At 60.2% G+C, this 22991-nt stretch carries 20 protein-coding genes and 2 pseudogenes; 10 read left to right on the plus strand and 12 right to left on the minus strand.

Annotated elements, in window-relative coordinates; all coding sequences use genetic code 11:
* Positions 1–73 precede the first annotated feature (73 nt).
* From ACYZTW_RS20860 to ACYZTW_RS20880, 5 genes are all read right to left on the minus strand, one after another.
* Positions 74–1462: an alginate export family protein gene (locus ACYZTW_RS20860; RefSeq protein ID WP_462005812.1), complete on the minus strand. Its 1389-nt coding sequence runs from the start codon at positions 1460–1462 to the stop codon at positions 74–76.
* Between the two features lie 41 nt (positions 1463–1503).
* Positions 1504–2904: an alginate biosynthesis protein AlgK gene (locus tag ACYZTW_RS20865; RefSeq protein WP_462001604.1), complete on the minus strand. Its 1401-nt coding sequence runs from the start codon at positions 2902–2904 to the stop codon at positions 1504–1506.
* A complete protein-coding gene (locus ACYZTW_RS20870) occupies positions 2901–4115 on the minus strand; it encodes a PilZ domain-containing protein (RefSeq protein ID WP_462001605.1) in 1215 nt (404 codons plus the stop codon). The genes ACYZTW_RS20865 and ACYZTW_RS20870 overlap by 4 nt, the downstream gene beginning before the upstream one ends.
* A gap of 117 nt (positions 4116–4232) precedes the next feature.
* Complete coding sequence (locus ACYZTW_RS20875; RefSeq protein WP_462001606.1) at positions 4233–5714, minus strand: glycosyltransferase family 2 protein; 1482 nt, start codon at positions 5712–5714, stop codon at positions 4233–4235.
* A 60-nt stretch (positions 5715–5774) separates the two neighbouring features.
* On the minus strand, positions 5775–7085 hold the full coding sequence (locus tag ACYZTW_RS20880; RefSeq protein ID WP_462001607.1) for a nucleotide sugar dehydrogenase: 1311 nt from the start codon (positions 7083–7085) through the stop codon (positions 5775–5777).
* A 677-nt stretch (positions 7086–7762) separates the two neighbouring features.
* On the opposite strand from ACYZTW_RS20880, the pseudogene ACYZTW_RS20885 reads away from it, so the two are divergent.
* A pseudogene (locus tag ACYZTW_RS20885) lies at positions 7763–7885 on the plus strand (IS5/IS1182 family transposase); the annotation flags it as partial.
* Here ACYZTW_RS20885 and ACYZTW_RS20890 read toward each other — a convergent pair.
* Positions 7879–8802, minus strand: a complete 924-nt coding sequence (locus ACYZTW_RS20890) for a LysR family transcriptional regulator (protein WP_462001608.1) — start codon at positions 8800–8802, stop codon at positions 7879–7881. The pseudogene ACYZTW_RS20885 and the gene ACYZTW_RS20890 overlap by 7 nt on opposite strands.
* Positions 8803–9033: 231 nt before the next feature.
* On the opposite strand from ACYZTW_RS20890, the gene ACYZTW_RS20895 reads away from it, so the two are divergent.
* The 5 genes and pseudogenes from ACYZTW_RS20895 to ACYZTW_RS20915 all read left to right on the plus strand — a co-directional run bounded on the left by ACYZTW_RS20895 (position 9034) and on the right by ACYZTW_RS20915 (position 14813).
* Entirely contained in the window at positions 9034–9642 is a 609-nt protein-coding gene (locus ACYZTW_RS20895) for a cysteine dioxygenase family protein (RefSeq protein WP_462001609.1), read from the plus strand.
* Between the two features lie 11 nt (positions 9643–9653).
* The gene (locus ACYZTW_RS20900; protein WP_462005813.1) at positions 9654–11237 is read left to right on the plus strand and encodes a rhodanese homology domain-containing protein; all 1584 of its coding nucleotides are present in this window, start codon (positions 9654–9656) and stop codon (positions 11235–11237) included.
* Positions 11238–11501: 264 nt separating this feature from the next.
* On the plus strand, positions 11502–12470 hold the full coding sequence (locus tag ACYZTW_RS20905; RefSeq protein ID WP_462001610.1) for an ABC transporter substrate-binding protein: 969 nt from the start codon (positions 11502–11504) through the stop codon (positions 12468–12470).
* A gap of 59 nt (positions 12471–12529) precedes the next feature.
* Positions 12530–12981 (plus strand): annotated as a pseudogene (locus tag ACYZTW_RS20910) (hypothetical protein); the annotation flags it as partial.
* 206 nt (positions 12982–13187) lie between these two features.
* Positions 13188–14813 (plus strand): methyl-accepting chemotaxis protein, encoded by a 1626-nt coding sequence (locus ACYZTW_RS20915; protein ID WP_462001611.1) that lies wholly within the window; start codon positions 13188–13190, stop codon positions 14811–14813.
* 147 nt (positions 14814–14960) lie between these two features.
* Here ACYZTW_RS20915 and ACYZTW_RS20920 read toward each other — a convergent pair whose 3' ends face one another.
* Positions 14961–15137, minus strand: coding sequence for a hypothetical protein (locus tag ACYZTW_RS20920; RefSeq protein WP_462001612.1), 177 nt, complete (start codon positions 15135–15137; stop codon positions 14961–14963).
* A 115-nt stretch (positions 15138–15252) separates the two neighbouring features.
* Here ACYZTW_RS20920 and ACYZTW_RS20925 point away from each other — a divergent pair, with 115 nt between their 5' ends.
* Entirely contained in the window at positions 15253–16179 is a 927-nt protein-coding gene (locus ACYZTW_RS20925; RefSeq protein ID WP_462001613.1) for a universal stress protein, read from the plus strand.
* Between the two features lie 135 nt (positions 16180–16314).
* On the opposite strand, the gene ACYZTW_RS20930 is transcribed toward ACYZTW_RS20925, so the two are convergent.
* Together ACYZTW_RS20930 and ACYZTW_RS20935 are read right to left on the minus strand one after the other, a co-directional pair.
* On the minus strand, positions 16315–17127 hold the full coding sequence (locus ACYZTW_RS20930) for a class I SAM-dependent methyltransferase (RefSeq protein WP_462001614.1): 813 nt from the start codon (positions 17125–17127) through the stop codon (positions 16315–16317).
* A 37-nt stretch (positions 17128–17164) separates the two neighbouring features.
* Entirely contained in the window at positions 17165–17434 is a 270-nt protein-coding gene (locus ACYZTW_RS20935; protein ID WP_033060295.1) for a DUF4242 domain-containing protein, read from the minus strand.
* Positions 17435–17628: 194 nt separating this feature from the next.
* On the opposite strand from ACYZTW_RS20935, the gene ACYZTW_RS20940 reads away from it, so the two are divergent.
* Positions 17629–18612, plus strand: a complete 984-nt coding sequence (locus tag ACYZTW_RS20940) for an AraC family transcriptional regulator (RefSeq protein WP_462001615.1) — start codon at positions 17629–17631, stop codon at positions 18610–18612.
* A 17-nt stretch (positions 18613–18629) separates the two neighbouring features.
* On the opposite strand, the gene ACYZTW_RS20945 is transcribed toward ACYZTW_RS20940, so the two are convergent.
* The 3 genes from ACYZTW_RS20945 to ACYZTW_RS20955 form a co-directional block, all read right to left on the minus strand.
* The gene (locus ACYZTW_RS20945) at positions 18630–19841 is read right to left on the minus strand and encodes a cytochrome c biogenesis protein DipZ (protein ID WP_462001616.1); all 1212 of its coding nucleotides are present in this window, start codon (positions 19839–19841) and stop codon (positions 18630–18632) included.
* A gap of 170 nt (positions 19842–20011) precedes the next feature.
* Positions 20012–20224, minus strand: a complete 213-nt coding sequence (locus ACYZTW_RS20950) for a hypothetical protein (protein WP_462001617.1) — start codon at positions 20222–20224, stop codon at positions 20012–20014.
* Positions 20225–20272: 48 nt separating this feature from the next.
* Positions 20273–20539: a DUF2790 domain-containing protein gene (locus ACYZTW_RS20955; protein WP_462001618.1), complete on the minus strand. Its 267-nt coding sequence runs from the start codon at positions 20537–20539 to the stop codon at positions 20273–20275.
* Between the two features lie 297 nt (positions 20540–20836).
* Between ACYZTW_RS20955 and ACYZTW_RS20960 the strand changes: the two genes are divergently transcribed.
* Both ACYZTW_RS20960 and ACYZTW_RS20965 read left to right on the plus strand, forming a co-directional pair.
* Entirely contained in the window at positions 20837–21577 is a 741-nt protein-coding gene (locus ACYZTW_RS20960; protein ID WP_033060285.1) for a response regulator, read from the plus strand.
* Positions 21574–22881 (plus strand): ATP-binding protein, encoded by a 1308-nt coding sequence (locus ACYZTW_RS20965; protein ID WP_462001619.1) that lies wholly within the window; start codon positions 21574–21576, stop codon positions 22879–22881. The genes ACYZTW_RS20960 and ACYZTW_RS20965 overlap by 4 nt, the downstream gene beginning before the upstream one ends.
* The last annotated feature ends 110 nt before the right edge of the window (positions 22882–22991 follow it).

The following is a 22991-nucleotide window of genomic DNA, read 5'->3' on the forward strand; positions in this document are numbered from 1 at the left end:
CAAAATAAATGCAACCTGGTGTGATCAAGGCGCCGTTGCCCACGATGGCATCACTGCGGGCAACAACACGGGCCTAGATTTTCCAGACGAAATCAATGAACGCTCGGTGCATGCTCGAGTCGGTGTCGCTGGCGTAGGCGTCGCCCGGGAAGAACACGCCGAGGCGCAAGCGGATCAGCGCCGAGGGTTCGTCGACCCAATCCACCATGCTCGCGGGCAACAGACCTTGTTTGAAGTACTTGGTCATGACCAGATCGACTTCCTGGCCCAGGTCCTTCTCACCGTCCACCAGAGCCGCATTGATGATCCCGTCGTCACCGGTTTCCTGCTGGTCGTCGACCCGCCAGAAGCGGTGGTAGACGAGGCTGGCGTCGTAGTCCTCGCGCAACTGCCAGGCGCCGAACAGGGTAGCCACCTGGAGGTTGCTCAGTTCACCGCGAAAGGCTTCGCCGAAACGGTGAACGCGCGAACGCGTGCCGGTGTAATTCGAGCGGTTGCTCTGCAGGCCGGTTTGCTGGAACTGATTCTCCTGGTCGCGACCGCCACCGTCGCCGCGGGCTGCGGCAGCACCGAGGCGCCAGCTTTCATCGATGTTCCAGCGCAGGCCAAGGTCCGCGCCCCAGGCGTTGACGTCGCCACTGGTGTGGCCCGTCGCAATGCGATCGCCGTTAGCGTCGACCACGCTGGTGAGGTTGTCGCGATTGCCGGTCAGCCAGGTGGCGCTGAGCCAGTAATTGACCGGCATCGTCGAGCGAAAGTTATAGCCGTCACCGTTCGCTTCGAGACCGACCCAGGTCAGGCTGCCGGTGTTGGTCTTGTCGAGCGCATCGAGCTGCTCGCCCGTATTGGGCAGACTGCCGTTGTCCTCAACGTGATGTACACGCAGGCCGAACCAGTGATTGGGCGCCCATTGCGTAGAGATGTCGGCGAAGGCATGGGAGCGGTCTTTGTCTTCGGGCGCCAGATCGCTCAAGTCAGTGCGGTAGTCGGAATAGCGTTCGGCGGCGCCGAGGTGGGCGCGCAACAGCGTGGTCTCGAAGGTCCAGTTGAGCGCTTCGATATTGGTGTCCATCCACTCGCCGCTGTCCTCGCGCAAACGCTGGCGCCCCAAGCGCAAATGCTCGCCCGGATAGGCGGTGATACCCGAATAATCAACCCAGAACTCGCGCAGCGCCAGGTAGCTGTCATCGGTCCCACGGGCGTTACTTTCGTCGACGCCGTTGTTGACCGTATCGGTGTCGATGGTATCGGTCGCCGCCACCGCCTGCCCCATCAAATAGGCACTCCAGTCACCCCATTGGCCAAAGGCCCAGGGGCGCAAATCGATGCCAATATCGTTGAGGGTGCCACCGGGTGCGGTGCCCAGGTCACGGTCGTCCTGCGACTCACCGGTAATCTTCACGTCCAGGCCGAAATTCTTCGGTGCCACTTCCGCCGCCAGCGCCAGACCGGCACTGCACATCAGCGAAACACCCAGACCACAACCTGCCAATAATGCTTGCTTCATAGTAAGTCCTGTCCATTTTCCGGAGTTTGCAGTCTGGCTAGCGCCGCGCCCGTCAGACGGGCCTGGGCTTCCCCCTCAAGCAAAGGCTGCGCGATTTTCCTTTCTGCCGGGGTCAGCCCCGACTGCAGGGCCGACAGCACTGGCTCTGCATTTACCACGCCCTGACGCTGCGCGAGTTGCGCAAAGACATAGGCATTGATCCGATTGACCTTGACCCCGCGGGAGTCGGAAAACATGTGCGCCAGGGCCAGGTCAGCATTGGGCGAACCGTTGCGGGCCGCCAGCAACAAATGTTGCAGCGCCTTCTGCGGTTCGACCTGGCCCAGATAACCGCGCCGGTACAACTGGCCCAGGTAGTAATGCGCCCCGACTTCACCGGCCGCGGCCGCCTTGAGCAAATGCTCTTCAGCCAGGCGCGGATCCTGCGGCAACCATTTGCCGAGGTAATACAGCCGCCCGGTCAGCAGTTCCGCCCGTGGGTCGCCCGCCTCGCGCCCGCGCTGCAAGGCCGAGAGCAATTGCGGCGCATCGCCTTGCACGGGGTAGTCGTTGATCAACCGTGCCAGGCTGGTCCAGGCCGGCGGATAGACCGGCGCCAGTTCCTCGAGCAGGCGCTGGGCGCTTTGTGCATCGGCCGGGCCTTCGAGGGCGGGCGACGACAGAACCCGCGCCACCGACTCGACCCGCAAGGGCGCGACTCGTCCCTCGCGCCAACCCTGGCGCAACTCCACCAGCAAGGCCTCCTGCGCCTTGGGCTGGGCGCGCATTCGGTTGAGGGTGGCCAGCTCCACATAACAAGCATCGAGTACCGCCAGCCGAGCCCGACACATCTGCTCGATCTGCGGCAGGTGAGCCATATAGGTGCCCTGATTGCGGTAAATCAGAATCTGCGCCAGATCCGCCTCGATAATGCCCTGGGCGCGCCAGCCATCGACCTTCTGCTGCGGATCCACCCCAGGCGCCAGTTGCGGGTAGCCCAGGTACAACAACGTCAGAGGCACCACCGCACTGAACTCGCCTTTATCCAGCGCGCCTTCCAGCAATTGCCGGGCCTCGTGCACTTGCTTGGGATCAGTCGGTCCCTGACGCAGCAACAAGCGGCCCAGACGTGACTGCGCCTTGACCGACTCCGGCGCGGCCTGTCGGTACAAGACTTCAGCCTCTTTCAGGCTCGCCGGGTCGCCCGCCGACGCCGTCAGGTCACCCATCCCGGCCTGGGCATCGGCATAGCCGTCCTGGGCCAGCGCCGCATAGTGCTTGCGTGCCGTTTCATAATCGCCGCGCAACATGGCCTCGCGCGCCAACCCCTGATCCGGCAGGGTGCCGCAACCATGAATCATCGTCAGAGCAGCGGCCAGCGCAGAAAGCCGCAGCCCCAATCGCCATGCGCCGTTCATTTTCCGGCCGCCATGGCTTTATTCTCCCAGGCGTTTTTCACCCAGGTATTGGCCGCCCAGGCATTCTTCACCCAGGCATTGCTCTGCAGGTTTTCGATACTGACCTCCACCGGACGCCCGGCCAGGTCGGTCTGCAACGCGCTGTCAGGCTCAATGGTGACCCGCAGGTCGGAGGCCAGGCCGCCGTTGTCCAGCACCACCGTGGCGATTTTGCCCGTGCGTGGCTGTTCTTCACCGACCAGTTGGAAGCTCACTGCCTTGCCAGGCTGGATCTTGGCAAAGTTCTTATAGGGGAAGCGCGCCTCGATGGTCGCCACACCATCGATCGGCATCAACTCGTACACCGTGGTGCCCTTGCCGACGACCTGGCCGTCCGGCACCAACTGCGCCACCACCCGGCAATCGCAAGGGCTGGTCAGCGAACCTTGCAGGGTCCGGCTGAACAGGCGCTCGAGGTTTTCCGGGGTCGCCTGCCCGGGCGGCAGGTTGCCTTTCATCACATCCAGCAGCGAGGCGGAAAAGGTCGCCAGCGGCGCCCCCTTGGACACCACCGCCCCCACCTTGACCAACGACTTGACGCTGCCGTCGCGCGGCAGGCCGATCAACTGGCCGGGCACGTTGACCCGCGCCGATTCGGCGTGAGTGACGAAATAAATGCCATACAACTGCTGCAGCACATAACCAAAGGCACCCAGCCCCACCAGGAACATCAGCAAGCTCACCGTGGTCGCCCGCAAGCGTGCGAAAAAGCCCAGGCCGTTGCCGCTTTCATGCTTTCGCGGCTTGGTGAAGTTGTCGCGCTGCTGGGTCGCGAGCATGTCACCCAGGCTGATCACCCCACCCGAGAGGTACGAGGTGATCAGATAACGCAATGCGGAGATCGCGCGCGGAGGCAGGTTGTGGAACTCGCAACCCACCCGCAGCCCCTCGCTGCCTACCGAGCGCACGACAAACTCCACGTCGATGGCAAACCCAAGCGCATCGACCTGGAACAGCAGTTTGCCTTTGTGCTGTCGGCCCACGATCAGCGGCGGGTTCGGCTGACTCAGGCTGAAGCCTCCCGCTGACAAGTCGATCAGTTCGCAATCGAACATCTCCCGGCTCGACCCGTGAAACCTGATCCTCGCCGGTAGATTGAGCCGCGCATGCTGACGCTGCACCTCCGACTCATGCACGACATTGTCATCAACAGCAATACAAGCTGTGTTCATAACGCGTCCCTTCCCATCCACGATTGAGAACGATCCGGCAGATCAGAGCCGGTGTGCACCTTTATCCTTTACCGCTGTGCAGACCGACACGGCATGCCGACTGCCCTGACACCTGTGCTACACCACCCACATCAGCAGCGCGCAAAACACACTGCCGGCCGAAAAGGTCATGGCCCGCGACGACCAGGTATTGAACCAGCGCTGATAGCTGGCCAGCCCGCGGTCGAGCCTGGTTTTCTGGCGCGTCCACGATTGCCGGTCGAGACGGAAGAACACATAGATCTTCACCATGGCGCCGACCAACTGGTTGTAATAGAGAATCAGTGGATAGGCCGGCCCGACCGGGTGCCCCGAAGCCAGCAACAGCAGACTCAGGATCAAGCGAGTCAGGCCGATCCAGAGCACATAAATCAGCAGGTAAGCCATGCTGTATTTGAGGCTGGCAATGATCGCCACTGACGGCCCGAGCAGGCTGGCCCACATCGATACGCGTTGGTCGAACAGCACCAGCGAGGTGAACCAGCCCAAGCGCTGCACGCCCAAGTGCAGCGCCCGCGAGTTCTGCCGCAGGTTATTGCCATACCAGCGGAACATCAGCTGGCGGCTGGCCTTGAAGAAGCTTTTTTCCGGGGGGTGCTCGACCGTGTTGATCGCCGCATCGGGCACATAAAAAGTGTCGTAGCCCAGCCGCATCAGGCTGTACCAACTGGACTTGTCATCACCGGTAAGGAAGCGGAAACGCCCCAGGCGCCAGTGCTGCAGATAATCGCTCTCAACGTCTTGAATAAAGCCGGGGTCGGTCACCACTTGGGCGCGGAACACCGACATCCGCCCGGTCATTGTCAGCACTCGCTTGCCCAGTGCCATCGAACACATATTGATGTGTCGCTGGGCGAACCGCAGCTTATGCCATTGGCTCATCAGGTAGCTTCCGCGCACCTCGCAGAACTCATTGGTGGTCAGCCCGCCGACCTTCGGGAACAGCTTGAACCAGGGCACGGTCTGACGCACCAGCCCGGGCGAGAGCACCGTGTCGCCATCGACCACCGCCACCACCGCATCGGCATCCGGCACATACCGGGAGATCGCCCGAAAACCATGGGCCAGGCCATCGCGCTTACCGGTGCCGGGAATCCGCACGAAGCTCAGCTTGACCTGCTCCGGCGGGGTATAGCTGTCCCACAGCGCTTTGATCAGCAGTTCATCGGCCAGCTCGACGATGGAACAGACCACCGTGGTCGGGTAACCACAACCGATGGCCTCTTCGATCACCGAGCGGTAGACTTGTGCCGTGGTCAACGCATCGATACGAAAACTGGTGACCAGCAAAAACACTTGCGACGGATCGGCACTGCTGCCCAGCCTGGTGACTCTGCGTCTGTAATAAGGGAAGACCAGATAAAGGAACAGCATCCCCCGCAGGTAATGGATCGCGCCCATCGAATAACGCCAGACACCGACCGCCCCCAGCAACAGGAGAAAGTCCCTGGATTGGGGATCGAACACGGTGCGCGGCAGCAACAGTGCAAGCCCCATCAGCGCGGTGACGTAGAACAGCCAGCCCGCAGCTTCGCGCAAGTAAACCCTGGAATCAGCCATACCTATGACCCCCGTTCGATAAACCCATGTTGCTTGGGGCGCATCAGTTTCGCGCCTCGCTTACCAGCAGATACCCTCGAGCCGATCGTCACTGGCGTGTGGCAGGAAGCCCACCAGGTCAACCACCTGCTTGCCCTCGGGCACCTGAAGCGCAATGGCTTTGAAGGACTCGTCACTGTTACCCAGCACGATCACCTCCGCCTGCTCGATCACCTTCGCAAGGTCAGGGCACAACAGCGAAGCCAGGTGCGGAATCTTCGACTCGATGTACTCCTTGTTGGCCCCGTAGATACGCGCGTATTCAACGTTGCGGTCGAAGATATGCAGGTCGTAGCCCTTGCCGATCAACATCTCGGCCAACTCCACCAGCGGGCTTTCGCGCAGGTCATCGGTGCCCGCCTTGAAGCTCAGGCCGAGTAGCGCGACACGCCGCTTGCCGTAACTGCTGATAATGTCGAAGGCTCTGTGTACCTGCACCGCATTGCTGCGCATGATCGAGGCCAGTAGCGGGTGCTCGACGTCCATTTGCCCGGCGCGATAGTTCAGGGCACGCACATCCTTGGGCAGGCAGGAACCGCCGAACGCGAAGCCGGGGCGCATGTAATAACGCGACAGGTTGAGTTTGGTGTCCTGGCAGATCACGTCCATCACATCGCGACCGTCCACGCCGGCGGCCTTTGCGATATTGCCGATCTCATTGGCGAAGGTCACTTTGGTCGCGTGCCAGACGTTGCAGGTGTACTTGATCATCTCCGCCACTTCGATGCTCCTGCGCAGGAGTGGCGCGTCCAGCTCTTGATAGAGCGTGGCGAGCAGGTCACCGCTGCGCTGGTCGAGTTCACCGATCACCGTCATGGGCGGACAGTTATAATCCTTGATCGCGGTACTTTCGCGCAGGAACTCCGGGTTGATCGCCACACCGAAGTCGACCCCGGCCTTCTTGCCGGAACACTCTTCAAGTATCGGGATCACCACGTTCTTCACCGTGCCCGGCAGCACCGTGCTGCGCACCACTACTGTGTGCCAACTGTGCTTGTCGTGCAGGGCTTCGCCGATCTCGCGGCAGACAGACTCGATGTAGACCAAGTCCAGATCGCCATTCTTCTTGCTCGGTGTACCGACGCAGAGGAACGACATGTCCGTGTCCATCACTGCCGCCTTCACATCACGGTCACCACGCAGCCGCCCAAAACTCACCCCCAGCTCGAGCAGCGGCTCCAGGTCGGGTTCAACGATGGGCGATTTACCCTGGTTGATCAGGTCGACCTTGACTTGCGAGACATCCACCCCGATGACGTCATGGCCGCGAGCACAGAGACAGCCCGCACAAACAGCGCCCACGTACCCCAAACCAAATATGCTGATCCGCATCGGTGAATCCCCCGTATATCCTGATTCAGGAAGGCCATCGGCATGCCGCGCAGGCCGACAGTCGCTCTACCGCACCAACTAACCGACCGTTAGGTACAACTTGACTCTCGACCCACACTCGAAGAATTAGGAGTGTAGCCAAACATCAAACACGTACTGTTTTTTTTAACAGAAATTTCTAACACTTCGCGCCGACAACATGAGCAGTTAGATCAGCAAAGTGAGTGCCAATATCGTAAACAGGTTAATCCTTGATAAAATCACTATAAAAATCAGCTAGATATAAAAGTTACCGTGACTGACACCTCAAACAAAAACATATACCCGCGCACCAAAAACAAGCAGACACTTACGATACTTGCCGGACAGACACGCCTAAAGCCCTGACACAGTGCAACGCCAACGTTACAACATTGTAAGCGTATCCAATACATTCCTCGTACAGTGTAAAGCCACTGAAACACGTCAATTTTTTAATAACTATTTATTGGCGCTTGTCCTGCACGCAATAGTTAATACCTTTTAAAAAACAAAACGCTTCAGGGGCTCTCTGAATAAGTCCTCGACTGTGCTGATATATGTCCTGAGCTCTTGCGACTTCGAATACGCTGGCAATAAAAAGCACACCCGACGTGGATGTTTTCTGGCCAAAATGGAACAGGTGGTGACCCGATGTCCGGCACCTGCCGGAAAAACACCCGTTGGCGGCGGGAATCCTGGCCGTCATCAATGATTATTTACAGGAGAAAGGACGGCCGCTACGCCCGGGCACGATCGTCGATGCAACGATCATTCATGCTTCTAAACGTCGAGTTTCAGGACTCTTGATTTTCTGCAACGACCCGGCAACCAGTTTGCCAAAGGCATCGACCGGCCCTTGCAGGTTGCCAAGAAAACGCGGGTAGATCAGCCACAGGTCCATCACCGGTTTGAAGTCCTTCAGAGGCATCACCGCCAACTGATCATGGTGCACGCTGCGCTCCAGCAGCGGGCGCGGCACCAACCCAAGTCCTAGCCCGTCAGCGACCAGGCCCAGCTGCAATTCTGTACCGAAGGTTTCCAGATTGACCCGCAGGGACAGGCCTTGGTCCGACAAGGTACGCTGCAACCCGGCCCGGAAGCCGCAGCCATCGGGATTGAGAATCCAGCCACTCTGGTAAACGTCGGCGAGTTTGCACGGACGCTTGGGCAACTGATCCTTGGCACACACCACCACCAACTCCATCTTGCCGATGGACTCACCAATAATGTTGTCCGGGAAAATCTTGCCCGCCGGGAACAGTGCCGCCGCTGCGTCCAGTTCGCCGCGCTCGATCTTGCCGACCAATTGACTGCCCCATCCCGTGGCCACCTGGGCTCGCAAGTCGGGGTACTCCATTCGCAGATGCTTGAGCGCATCAAGCAGTACCACGTCGCCGATGGTTTGCGGAACGCCCAGACGCAGCAACCCCGTGGGCGGCGCATCAGTGGCCACCAATTCGCGCAACGCATCCATTTCCCGCAGGATCAAACGGCACTGTTCGTACACCCGCGTGCCGATCAGCGTGGGCTTGAGCGGTTTGGTATTGCGGTCGAACAACTCCACGCCCAGCGCCTGCTCAAAGTTCTGCACGCGCCGCGTAATGGCCGGCTGAGTCAGTTGCAACGACTCGGCGGCATGGCTGATGGACTGGCAACGAATCACTTCGACAAAGGCATCGATATCGTCAATTTTCATTTGGCCCGCACATAGAGAACAGTCAATAAGATGTCTGAAAAGCATAGTTCTAATGGTGGAATCTGGATAGCCCGCGGCACTCCAGCGCCGCCATCGATAACGTCTAACGCTATTCACAGAAGCCATAAATTCCATTCAGTTATAACCTAATCATTAAAGAATCGCATATTGAGAAAAAACATTATGCTTAAATCATAAGGCCAATATTTCACCACGAACGATGGAATCGCCATGACCCAGGCCCGACACCCGGAGAGACTCAGAGCATTCATAGGTGCCCTGGCGGAATTGATCGACAGCCACCCTCGCGAAGGCGATCTGCTGCATCGCGGTGGCAAGCTGCTCGGTCAACTGGTTAGCCACGACGACTGGCTTCCTGAAGAATTTGCCCGGCCAGACCCTGAGCGCTATCAACAATATTTGCTGCATGCCGATTCACGGCAGCGCTTCAGTATCGTCAGTTTTGTCTGGGGGCCGGGGCAACGTACGCCGGTGCATGATCACCGGGTTTGGGGCCTGATCGGCATGTTGCGTGGTGCGGAATACTCGCAAGGTTTCGAACGCGCCACGGACGGCACGTTGGTAGCCGAAGGCAGCCCGATCCATCTGCGGCCGGGCCAGGTCGAAGCCGTATCACCCAAGATCGGCGACATTCATCAAGTCAGTAATGCCTTTGATGACCAGGTCTCCATCAGCATCCATGTCTACGGTGCCAACATCGGTGCCGTGCGCCGCGCGGTGTACCAGGCCGATGGCAGCGAAAAACTGTTCATCTCCGGTTATTCCAACGCCTATCTCCCCAACATCTGGGATGTGTCCAAAGAGAGCCAAGCCCTATGAGCCCGAGCCCGATTAACACCGTACCGACCCGCTCCTTCGCCGAGATTCGACACGCACTGCTGAACAAAGAAGAACTGGCGCTGGTGGATGTGCGTGAAGAAGCGCCTTTCGCTGAGGCGCATCCACTGTTCGCCGCCAACATTCCACTGTCCAGGCTAGAGCTTGAGGTGTACTCGCGGATTCCAAGGCGCGATACCCACGTCACCGTCTATGACAACGGCGAAGGTCTGGCGCAGATCGCCGCTCAGCGCTTGCAGGGCCTGGGCTACGTCAATGTCAGCCTGCTGGAAGGCGGTCTGGACGGTTGGCGCATCGCCGGTGGCGAGTTGTTCATCGACGTCAATGTGCCGAGTAAAGCCTTTGGTGAGCTGGTGGAAAGCCAGCGCCACACGCCGTCCCTGGCCGCTGAAGATGTTCAGGCGCTGCTCGACAGCGAGGCCGACGTGGTGGTGCTGGATGCCCGGCGTTTCGATGAATACCAGACCATGAGCATTCCCACGGGCATCAGCGTGCCGGGGGCGGAACTGGTGTTGCGTGCCCGGGAGCTGGCGCCGGACCCGGCGACACGCATCATCGTCAACTGTGCCGGGCGCACCCGCAGCATCATCGGCACTCAGTCGTTGATCAATGCCGGCATCACCAACCCGGTGTCTGCCTTGCGCAACGGCACCATCGGCTGGACCCTCGCCGGTCAAACACTTCAACACGGCCAGTCGCGCCGGTTTGCGCCAACCAGCGAAGAACATCGTCAAATTGCCGCTCGCGATGCCCGTCGCGTCGCCGACAAAGCGTTGGTGGGCCGCGCCACCCTCGCCGACCTGCAACGCTGGCAACAAGAACCCACTCGCAGCACCTACCTGTTCGACGTCCGCACTCCGGAGGAATTCGACGCCGGCCACCTGCCCTCTGCCCGCTCGACACCCGGCGGCCAACTGGTGCAGGAAACCGACCACTTCGCCAGTGTGCGCGGCGCGCGCCTGGTGCTGGTCGATGACGATGGCGTGCGCGCCAACATGTCGGCGTCCTGGCTCTCGCAACTGGGCTGGGAAGTGCATGTGCTGGATGACCTGCAGCCTGAACACTTCAGCGAAAACGGTGCCTGGCAAGCGCCCGTCCCAACGCCGCCACAGGCCGAAGAAATCAGCCCCGAAACCCTCGCCCAATGGCTTGCCGAGGGCGACAGCGTGGTGCTGGATTTCACCAGCAGCGCCAACTACGTCAAGCGCCATATCCCCGGCGCGTGGTGGACGTTGCGCGGGCAACTGCGCGAAGCCCTGGCCAAGGTGCCCTCGGCGCAGCGCTATGTACTGACCTGCGGCAGCAGCCAGTTGGCGCGTCTGGCGGTCACCGAGGTCGAGGCGCTGACCGGCAGACAGGTATTCCTGCTTAAAGACGGCACCGCCAGTTGGATCGCCGCGCAACTGCCCCTGGAGGAAGGCGAAAGTCAGCTGGCATCGCCACGCATCGACCGCTATCGCCGCCCTTACGAGGGCACCGATAACCCTCGCGAAGCGATGCAGGCTTATCTGGACTGGGAATACGGGCTGGTGGATCAGCTTGCCCGCGACGGCACCCATGGTTTTTTCGTGATCTGAACCTCAGCCACGACGCATTCTTTGTAGCAGCTGGCGAAGCCTGCGTTCGGCTGCGAAGCAGTCGTAAAATCAGCAATTGCGGTGCGTCAGGTAAACCACGACAGCCGGACTCACGACTGCTGCGCAGCCGAACGCAGGCTTCGCCAGCTGCTACAGATCGAGTTACGGCTTAAGTGAAGAGCCACCTGACATTAAATTCGCACCGACCCCTTTCTCCAGGCGGAGGTGACCCAAACCAGTACAACCCGCCTGGAGCACGCCGTTATGAGCTTTACCCTGCCCTTCAAACACCTGCTGATCGCCGTCGCCCTCACCGTCGGTGCGACCGCCCACGCAGCTGACCTCCAACCGCTGCGGGTGGCCAACCAAAAATCCACGATCAAGGTGCTGCTGGAGGTGTCCGGTGAATTGAAGGATGTGCCTTACGAGATCCAGTTCTCCGAGTTTCCAGCCGCCGCGCCGTTGGGCGAAGCGCTGAATGCCGGCGCGGTGGATATCGGTGCCTTGGGCGATGCGCCTTACGTATTCGCCCTCGGGGCCGGTGCGCCGATCAAAGTCGTCAGCATCGTGCATGCCGAGGGCCGCTACACCACGGCCATTCTCGCGCCCAAGGACTCGGCACTGAACACCCCCAGCGACCTCAAGGGCAAACGGATCGTCACCACCCGCGGTTCCATCGGTCACTTCCTGGCGATCAAAGCCTTGCGCAGCGTCGGCCTGACCACCCATGACGTGCAGTTCATCTACCTGCTGCCCAGCGAATCGCGAATCCTGCTGGATAACGGCAGTGCCGACGCCTGGTCGACCTGGGATCCCTACACCACCATTGCCACCACTCAAAGTCAGGCCAAGGTGCTGGTCAGCGGCGAGACCTTGCTGACGAACCATTTGTACTTCGCCGCCACCCACCAGGCCATCACTGACAAACGCCAGCAACTCGACGACTTCGTCGCACGGGTCGACCGCGCGTACCGCTGGACCAATGCTCATCCCGAGGCATTTGCCGCCGCTCAAGCGAAAGTCACCGGCTTGCCGCTGGCCGTGCATGTCGCCGTGGCCAAAGGCACACACATGCAACCCGTGGAGATTGACGACAAGGTCATCAGCGGCCTGCAAACCACCGCGGACATCTATCAGGAAGAAGGCATTCTCAGCAAACACATCGACGTCTCCCAAGGCTTCGACAAGAGCTTCAACGCCCGGCGCGCCCAACTCAACCAGGCATCCCGCTAACGAGGCGACAGATTCAGGACGCCTACCTTTTTTGATCGAGTGAATTCCCCATGAGCCTTTCTTCTCAACACCCGCCTCTGCTGCGATCGGTCGAGGCAGTCTATTTCGATGCGTTGCTCGACAGCATCGGCAAACAACTGGCCGCCACGGCTCGCGGCGGTCTGCCGGCGACCATCGCCAGGCGCACCGCCGCAGGTTGGCGCATCAGCAGTAGAAAAATCTACTCCACCGGCAGCCATGGCCTGTCTTGGTTCAGGCCCGTGACTGGCTGGTGGGCTGGCTGGAAACACGCAAGCCGTCCAACCTCGGGGCGGCGTTATTGACCTTGCCACGCGCCGTTGAGCTGGCCATCGAGGCATCCGGCAATCCCGGCCTGTCACGCAATAATCCGTTGCAACGGCATTACCGCGACGTGTTGTGCAGCCGTGTTCACACGCAGCAGAACGACGCTGTTCTGCAAGGTGTCGGCAAGGCGGTGTTCGCCCAGCGCCAGCAAGAGGAACGCCCATGAGCCAGCTCGTTCAGGAGTAGGTCTGGCGCAAGCTGCGATTCTGGCAACGATCGAACGTCGCAAATTCGTAAATACACGCCGGTAGCGCAGCGGTTTTTTTCGTCTATACAGAACATGATGCCAATGTGCCTTCACTGCACACTGGAGCCACACACTCTGACCACTCGATCGCCCTCCTGAATGAAATGATCTAGGAATACCGGACTATGGAAAGCTGGAAAATCAGAACTCATCTGCTTTTGCTCACCAGCGCTTTACTGCTGGGATTGTTGTGCGTCGGCGGACTTGGACTCTTTGGCATGCAATCGGCTGTACGCAGCCTGGAGACCGTCTACCTCGATCGAGTCGTGCCCCTGCGGGATCTGAAAAAAATCGCTGACCTGTATGCCGTGAACATCGTCGATGCCACCCATAAAGCGCGCAATGGCAACTTCACCAAAGCTGAGTCACTGAGCCGGATCGAACAGGCCCAGAGGGAAATCGACCAGACTTGGCAAACCTATAAATCGACGCAACTGATTCCGGCAGAAACGCGCCTGATCGCGCAGATCAACCCACTGATGGAAGCCACCCGCGGGCCATTGCAAAACTTGCTGGGCATGCTGCGCCAGAACGACGACGCGGGTCTGGCACGTTTCGCGACCGAGCAGTTGTATCCGCTGATTGACCCCTTGTCAGACAAATTTTCCGAGTTGATCGAGGTTCAACTGGTGGAAGCCAAGAACCAGTTCGAACAGAACCAGATTGCCTACACCGCCAACCTCAGAACCAGCCTGCTGATTCTGCTACTGGCGCTGATCGCGGGCGCCGCCTATACGTTCTTTTTCTCCAGACTGTTGGGCCGCCAGCTCGGTGCGGAACCTGCGGAACTTGCCGCCATCAGTTCGAACATCGCCGAGGGGAAACTGGCCACTACGCAGCTTGATCAGCAACAGCCGTCGACGGGTGTTCTGCACTCCGTCCAGGCCATGCGCCACAGCCTGAGTGACATGATTGGCAAGATCAGCCAGGCCTCCGAGCAGATTGAGGGTGCCACGCTGCAATTGTCTGCGTCCTCCGAACAGGGATTGAGCAGCGCTGCGCTGCAAAGCGAGACCGCCTCCTCCATGGCGGCCACGGTAGAAGAGCTTTCCGTGAGTATCACTCACATCGCCGACAATGCTCGACAGGCCCAGAGCACCGCGCAAAAAGCAGGAGAAATCACCGGCGAAGGCATGGCGGTGATGCAAGCGTCCATCGAGGAAATGGGACAGATTGCCGACCTGGTTGCACAAAGCTCATCGGATATCGATCAACTGGCGATCCAGTCGAACGACATCAGCCTGATTGTCGGGGTGATTCGGGGCATCGCCGAACAGACCAATCTTCTGGCCCTCAATGCCGCCATCGAAGCGGCACGCGCGGGCGAGCAAGGTCGCGGCTTCGCCGTGGTCGCCGATGAAGTGCGCAGCCTGGCCGCCCGCACAGCCCAATCCACCACGGAAATCGTAGCCTTGGTCAATGCCATACAAAACGGCATGGTCAAAGCCAAAGACAGCATGGCCGCCGGCTGTGAGCGCGTGACCCATGGCCAAAAACTGGTCGAAAGCGCTGGCGATTCCATGAGCAGGATCAAGGGTGCACTGGACGAATCCCTTGCGGCCGTCAGCTTCATTTCGTTGTCGCTGCAGGAGCAGCGTGCCGCCAGTGAACAGGTCGCCTGCAACGTCGAAAGAGTGGCGCAAAGCGTGGAAGAGAACGCCGCAGCCCAGAGCGGGATCGTGCGAACAACCCAGGAACTCAAGGCGATGTCCGACGGACTGGGCGTTATTTTGCGCCGGTTCAGTTTGTAAATGAGTGCCCCCCTGTGGGAGCGAGCCTCCTCGCGAAAGCGGTGTGTCAGTCGATACCTGTATTGCCTGACACCCGGCCTTCGCGAGCAGGCTCGCTCCCACAGGGGTACTTCGTTGTTTGGCAAATAGTGTTCGTTCAACCCATGATTACCAGCTCTCACCCAGCCCCAGCAAACCCATGATCTGGCGTCGCAAGTCCACCAGATACGGATCGTCGCGATGGCGCGGATAAGGTCGCTCGATGGTCAGTTGTGACTTGATCGCTGCCGGTTGGCGGTTGCCATCGGGTTCCCCTGCGCGTTCACGTGCGCTTGAGTTCAGCACGAACTTCAGCCTGCACCCGGTTTACGGACGGGAGGTTGATCATGGTCAATACTTAGAGACTGGATGTACGTCGCACGAGCCGCACGTCGGGCGGCTAATCCACGGGAGGTTCGTCATGTCTGGTCAATCCCGCTTCATGCTGGTTGCATCACCGCTGATGGAACACAGCCCTGCATTCGACAGGGCCGCTGCGCTGGCCAAGGCCGAAGACGCAGCGCTGCACATCGTCGCCTTCGATTACCTTGAAGGCCTGGCGACCGCTAGTCTGGTCAACGAAAAGGCCCTGGAACAGATGCGCGTGGGCTACGTCGAGCGCCACCGCCAATGGCTTGAGGAGCAGGCCCGGCCCTTGCGCAAAATCGGTGTGCACGTCACCACCGAAGTGGCCTGGGTCGAACGCCCATTGGAGGAAATCCTGATTCACCTCAAAGAGCAGCCGATGGACGTGCTGATCAAGGCGCTGGAGCACGAATCGCTGCTGTCACGGCTGATGTTTACCCCGCTCGATGTGCATTTGCTGCGCGAATGCCCGGTGCCGCTGCATTTCGTGAGCCACGCCGTGCACGCCTTGCCGCGAAAGATCGTCGCGGCGGTCGACCCTTTTCATCGCGATGACCATTACAAAACCTTCAACGACCGAATCCTTCACGAGGCGGCGAAACTGGCGAGCGCCTGTAATGCCGAGCTCGATGTGGTCTACGCCTATGACCTTTCATCCATCAGCGCCGACGAATTCGGCTTCGACAACGGGTCGGCGTTTTTCTCGTCGGGCAAAGCCAAGACCGTGTTCGACTACCAGGAGGATGCCTTCAACGAACTGGCCGAGCGCAACGGCATCGCGCCGGAGCAGCGGCACATGATCATGGGTAACCCGGCCAAGGTCCTCACCCGCTATGCCGATGCCTATGACGTTGACGTGATTGTCATGGGCCGGATTGGCCATCGCGGCATGGGCCGGCTGATCGGCAGTACGGTGGAGCATCTGCTGTACAAAATGCCGTGCAGCGTTTGGGTGGTGTACACCGAGCGGCTGGATGAGTGAGTGTTCCGGAGTAAGCACACACCCACTGTGGGAGCGAGCCTGCTCGCGAAAGCAATCTATCAGTCGACATTGTTGCTGACTGACAGACCGCCTTCGCGAGCAGGCTCGCTCCCACAGGGGTTTTGTGTTGGCTGGTCAACGCCGGGTGATCACCACCTCTAGGTATTCACTCGGCACCACCAGCGATTTTTCTCCCGCTCTGTTCATGCGGTTGATCAGTTCGGTCAGGTCTTTTTCCAGCCCTTGGGCGCCTTCAGGAGGCAGCGCCGCGAAGGCTTTGTGGACCGGGCCGTACCAGGTGCGAAACGTGTCGATGAAATGCGCGGCCGAGCGGTAACGGAAGTTGAAGGTCTTGCGCGTTACCTGGACCTGAAAGTCACGTTCGTCAAACTGCGAGTGAAGCCAGGCTTCGGTGCCCCACTGCGAAGGTGGTTGGGCGCCCGGCGGTGGCGGCAGGTGGCGGCCCAGGGTCTTGAACATCTGGCCGACGAACCCTTCGGGCGTCCAGTTGGCCAGGCCAATCCGCCCTCCGGGGCGACAGACCCGCGCCAGTTCCGCGGCGGCCTTGGGTTGGTCCGGCGTAAACATCACACCGAAGGTCGAAAGCACGGCATCGAAGCTGGCATCCTCGAACGGCAAGGCTTCAGCGTCGGCCACTTGAAACGTCACTTCCAGGCGTTCTGCCCTGGCCCGGTCTTCGCCGCGTTCCAGCAGCGCGGCCACGTAGTCGGTGGAGGTGACGAGGCAACCACGGCGCGCGGCAGCGAGCGTCGCGTTACCGTTGCCGGCGGCTACGTCGAGTACGCGTTCATCGCAGAGCAGGTCGCAGGCTTCGGCCAGTTGCTCGCCGACGATCTGCAAAGTAGTGCCGATCACGGCATAGTCGCCACTGGCCCAAGAGGCCATCTGACGGTTTTTCAAGGCAGTAAGATCAATGGGTGTACTCATGAATTCCGCTCCGTTGCGGGTTGGAACGCAGCCCGGCTTATTCGGCCGTGGTCGGATCGATGATGGCCGTGACCTGGGAAATGCGGTTGGCCGGGAAACCGCTCTGCCTGGCGTGTTCCTTGATCAACTCTTCGTTGGGCGCGATGTACACGCAGTAGAGCTTGTCGCCGGTGACATAACTCTGCTGCCACTGCACTTCTGGCAAGTCGCGCAACGTCCTGCAGGACTTTTGCGATGCCGCTTTCAAATCCCTTTCTGACAGTGTTCCAGCACCCGGAATCTCGCGTTCTATAACGAACTTAGGCATGGCAACCTCTCATTCTTGTTATTGATGACAGGGTCGGCAGACCCTGTGTGCCAACTATCGCGCCGGGCAACGCTGGCGTCCTGCCCGATCGTCGGCCAACCCTGCCCGATCGTCCGGAGATTTCGCGCAACGCCGCGACAGGCTCACAATCAAGCTCACCATCAAAAGCTGCCCGCCAACACGGGAAAACCACCATGGACGCCCTGTCCCAGACCCTGCGCGTCGTCCGCTTGGTCGGCGCGATTTTTATCAATGCCAGGTTCACGGCCCCCTGGTGCTACCAGTCGCCCAGCGCCGACACGGCCGCGCCGTTTCTGGAGCCCGGCGCCGAACGGGTGGTGATCTTCCACTTGATCACCGAAGGCGAGTGTTATGTCGAACTGGGTGATGATCCCCCGCTCCTGCTAACGGCCGGCGATGTGGTGGTTTTCCCTCAGGGAGACGCCCATCGCATGAGTTCTAAACCAGGGCTCGCGCCTGCCAGCGGTGCGCGGCTGGATGTAGTGCTGGCGCGCCGTCCACGGCAATTGAGTTATGGCGGTGGCGGCGCGGTAACGCGCTTGGTGTGCGGCTATCTGGCGTGCGACACCCGTCTGGCCGGCATGTTGTTGACCGGGTTGCCGGCCGTTGTCCGGGTCAATGTGCGCGGCTCGAATGCCGGCATCTGGCTCGAATCATCGGTCCGTTATGCGCTGGCCGAAGCCCGATCGCCCCGCCCCGGTGGTGAAGGTGTGCTGGCGAAACTGGCCGAGGTGTTATTCATCGAGGTACTACGCCTGTACATGCACGAACAGGGCGAAGGTCGCACCGGTTGGCTGGCGGGTGTGGGCGACCGGATCGTCGGCGCTGCCCTGAACGCGTTGCACAAAAAACCTTGTCACGCCTGGACGCTGGATGAACTGGCGCGCACGGCCGGCACTTCAAGGTCAGTGTTGGCGGAACGCTTCCAGCAACTGGTGGGGAGTTCGCCGATGCAGTACCTGACGCAATGGCGCATGTTGCTGGCGGCCAACCTGTTACGCAGCAGTAACAGCTCATTGATGCGGATTGCCGAAGAGGTGGGCTACCAGACTGACACGGCGTTCAGTCGGGCCTTTCGTCGAGAGTTTGGAGCGCCACCGGCGGCGTGGCGGCGCAGTCAGGAAAAAAACCAATGGCCCACGGCGCGCAGCCTGTGAGCCATTGATGTGAAGCCTTACGCAGCGGGTGCTTTAGCCTCTTCCAGCAACTGCTGAATCACTTTCTCCTGAGTCTCGTAACTGCCTTCACCAAAGTGGGTGTAACGCACCTGGCCCTTGGCATCGATCAAGTAGTGAGCGGGCCAGTACTGGTTGTCGAAGTTGCGCCAGATCGCGTAGTTGTTGTCGATGGCCACCGGGTAGGTGATGCCGAGCTTTTTCACCTGGTCCTTGACGTTGTCGATGATGCGCTCGAAACCGTATTCAGGGGTGTGCACGCCGATCACCACCAGGCCGTCCTTCTCGTATTTCTTCGCCCAGTCCTTCACGTACGGCAAGGTGTGCTGGCAGTTGATGCAGTCGAAGGTCCAGAAGTCCACCAGCACGACTTTGCCTTTAAGCGAATCGTTGCTCAGCGCCGGCGAGTTGAGCCATTCGACCGCACCGGACAGCGACGGCATGGCGCCTTGGGCGTTGTCCATGGACGAGTCTGCCTTGACCTTGCTGATGAAGTAGTCGACGACTTTCGGTACGGTTTCCAACACGCGTTGTTCGACCGTGGTGACGCCTTCGGACGACGTGCCGGCCAGCAGTGTTTTGTCGGCACCGGTGGAAATCACCGCCGCAGCGGCCAGTACGGCCACACCGGCACCACGACGCAGCCAACCGGTGACCGGGATCGACGCTTTCAAGCGATTGACCAGGCCGCGACCGGCGAAGATCAAGGTGCCCAGGGACAATGCACTGCCCAGGCCGTACGCCACCAGTAACAGGCTGGTTTGAGCGTTTGCGCCTTGCAGCATGGCGCCCGTGAGGATGACCCCGAGGATCGGCCCGGCGCACGGTGCCCAGAGCAGACCGGTGGCAACACCGATCATGACCGAACTCAACGGGCCGGACATTTTGCGGGTGTCCGGATCGAGGCGGTTGCCCAGCGCCACGAAGGGACGGGCCAGCCAGTCACCGACACGGGCGGAAATCAACGACAAGGCGAACAGTACCATCACGATCAGGGCCACATGACGGCCGGTGTTGTTGGCTTGTATCACCCACTCGCTGCTGACCACGGCCAGGCTGGAAATCAGGGCGAAGGTCAGGACCATGCCGCCGAGGGTGAGCAGGATCGAGGAACGTGTGCGTTTAACACCGGCGAACAGGAACGGCACGACCGGGAGGATGCAAGGGCTGAGGACGGTCAATAGGCCGCCTAGGAAAGCGATGAGAAACATGGGATCACCTTGAAAATGTAGAGGGCGACACACCACCCATCCCCTGTGGGAGCGAGCCTGCTCGCGAAGAGGCCAGCACATCCAACATTGATGTCGACTGACACTCCGCCTTCGCGAGCAGGCTCGCTCCCACACTCGATCGGTGGTGTTTACAGATCGGTATTCGGGCCTCAGGCCGTCTGGTTACCCAGCAACTGCCCCTGCGGAGTCCGGCTACCGCCGTTCTCTGCCAGAAAGGCGTTCCCGCCCTTCTGCTCCACCGGCGTCAGCTGGAAGCAAGTCGCGCTGCCACAGCTTTTTTGTTCAACAGCAGCGTTGGCATGGGCAGCGGCGCCGGCTACGGAGAAGGCAATGGCAGTCAAAAAGCGGCTTACGTTGATCATGATGTTCTTCCTGTTTCAATGGGGTTTGACGTTGGGCGGTCGGCGAACTCAGTTGTCTGAGTTGCAGCTGTCAGCAACTTTGCGGTAGTCCAGAACCTGGGTTTTGTTATGGGAATCCAGGTAGGTCAGCTGGGCATCCACAACCCCGCAGGAAGGCGAGGCGTCCTGTTTCAGCGACACCACTTTCTTGATGTCCAGGTGTGTGCCGTAGGTGTAGGTTTTAGCGGTGACATCGGCGGCTTCGGCGCGGGCCGACAAGGTGCAGATGTTCAGGGCGGCAAACAGGCAAGCGGCGTAGACGGCTTTGGTGTTCATGGTGGTTTCCTCAAGGCTTCAATAGGTCAATCGTTCCGAGGCGACTTGGCTTGCCTCGATGGAACCTATTAGAAGCCCGCGAGGTATCCCGTATGTGTCGGGAACAGGCGCGTGTAAATCGGTACGTATCAGAACCGGGCCGGGATACAGAGCGATACAAATGCCCTGAAAATGGGTGTTTTTGCGTCCACGTGTATCCGCCAACATGCCAGATACACTGCAATACAAAGTGCTGCGGGCGAGCGGGCCAAGGCTCGATAGACTGCGCGATATCCCCATCTACAGAGGCTTGGCCAAATGGAACACGTCGATCACATTCTCATCGTGGACGATGACCGCGAGATCCGGGAACTGGTAGGCAACTACCTCAAGAAAAACGGCCTGCGCACCACCGTCGTGGCGGATGGACGGCAAATGCGCACCTTCCTGGAATCCACGCCGGTGGACCTGATCGTGCTCGACATCATGATGCCCGGCGACGATGGCCTGATGCTGTGCCGTGAGTTACGCGCCGGCAAACACAAGGCCACGCCAGTGCTGATGCTCACCGCGCGCAACGATGAAACCGACCGCATCATCGGCCTGGAAATGGGCGCCGACGATTACCTGGTCAAGCCATTCGCCGCCCGTGAACTGCTCGCCCGAATCAACGCCGTGCTGCGCCGCACGCGGATGCTGCCGCCCAACCTGGTGGTCACCGAAAGCGGTCGCCTGCTGGCTTTCGGGCGCTGGCGACTGGACACCTCGGCCCGGCACTTGCTCGATGAGGACGGCACGATGGTCGCGCTCAGTGGCGCGGAATATCGGTTGCTGCGGGTATTCCTCGATCACCCTCAGCGGGTGCTCAATCGCGATCAATTGCTGAACCTGACCCAAGGCCGCGATGCCGACCTGTTCGACCGCTCCATCGACTTGCTGGTCAGCCGCTTGCGCCAGCGATTGCTGGACGATGCCCGCGAACCGGCCTACATCAAAACCGTGCGCAGTGAAGGCTATGTGTTTTCGCTGCCGGTGGAAGTGCTCGGGGCGCCCTCATGAATTTCTCGATGCGCTGGCCCCGTACCCTGGCCTCGCGGCTGTCGCTGATCTTCCTGATCGGCTTGATTCTCGCGCAGGCGCTGTCCTTCGGCGCGCAGTACTACGAGCGATACGAAAGCACGAAGAACACCATGCTGGGCAATCTGGAAACCGACGTCTCGACCTCCATCGCCATCCTCGACCGCTTGCCGGCCGAAGAACGCATGAGTTGGCTGCAACAACTGGATCGACGCAACTACCGCTATTTGTTGAACGAAGGCTCGCCGGGCATGCCCATGAGCGATTCGCCAATCGCGATGACGTCGATCAAAGAGGCCATCGGCAAGGATTACCCGATGACGGTGACCGACATCCCCGGGCCGAATAAACATTTTCAGGTCCACCTGAAACTGTCGGACGGCAGCCCGGTGACCATCGACGTGCGCCCCTCGATGGTGCCGTTGTCGCCGTGGTTACCCATCGTGTTGCTGGGGCAACTGGCACTGATGCTCATCTGCACCTGGCTGGCCGTGAGAATCGCCATCCGCCCCCTCACCCGCCTCGCCCAAGCGGCAGAGACCCTGGACCCCAACACCCATGCGGTGCACCTGGATGAAAAAGGCCCGACCGAAGTCGCCCATGCCGCCAAGGCGTTCAATTCGATGCAGGCGCGCATTGCCGCTTACCTGAAGGAGCGCATGCAACTGCTGGCGGCGATTTCCCACGACCTGCAAACCCCGATCACCCGCATGAAACTGCGCGCCGAGTTCATGGATGACTCCGCCGAGAAAGACAAACTCTGGAATGATCTTGGCGAGATAGAACACCTGGTGCGCGAAGGCGTGGCCTATGCCCGCAGCGTTCATGGCGCCACCGAGGAAAGTCGCCGCACTAATCTGGATTCGTTCCTCGACAGCCTGGTGTTCGACTATCAGGACATGGGCAAAGACGTTCAGCTCGGTGGTAAAAGTGACGCGGTGATCAACACCCGACCGCACGCTTTGCGGCGGGTGCTGGTGAACCTGACGGACAACGCACTGAAGTTCGCCGGCGCCGCCGAGTTGTGGGTGGAAGCGAAGGCTGACGGCAGTTTGTCGGTGAAGGTGATGGACCGTGGTCCGGGGATTGCCGAGGAAGAATTGGCTCAGGTGATGGAACCGTTTTATCGCGTGGAGAATTCGCGTAACCGCAGCACCGGCGGGACCGGGTTGGGCTTGGCGATTGCGCAGCAGTTGGCTATCGCGATTGGTGGGTCGTTGACATTGAGTAATCGTGAGGGGGGTGGGTTGTGTGCGGAGCTTAGGTTGCCGCGTCAGGCGGTGTGATTTTTTGAGTTCGATGTCCGGCTCTAGATCCACCCCTCACCCTAACCCTCCCGAAACGTCGGACCGCCCCAGAGGGTAGAGGGGACTGACCGAGTAGTTTTTTCGAGGTA

It is taken from the genome of Pseudomonas sp. LB3P25, assembly GCF_054897985.1.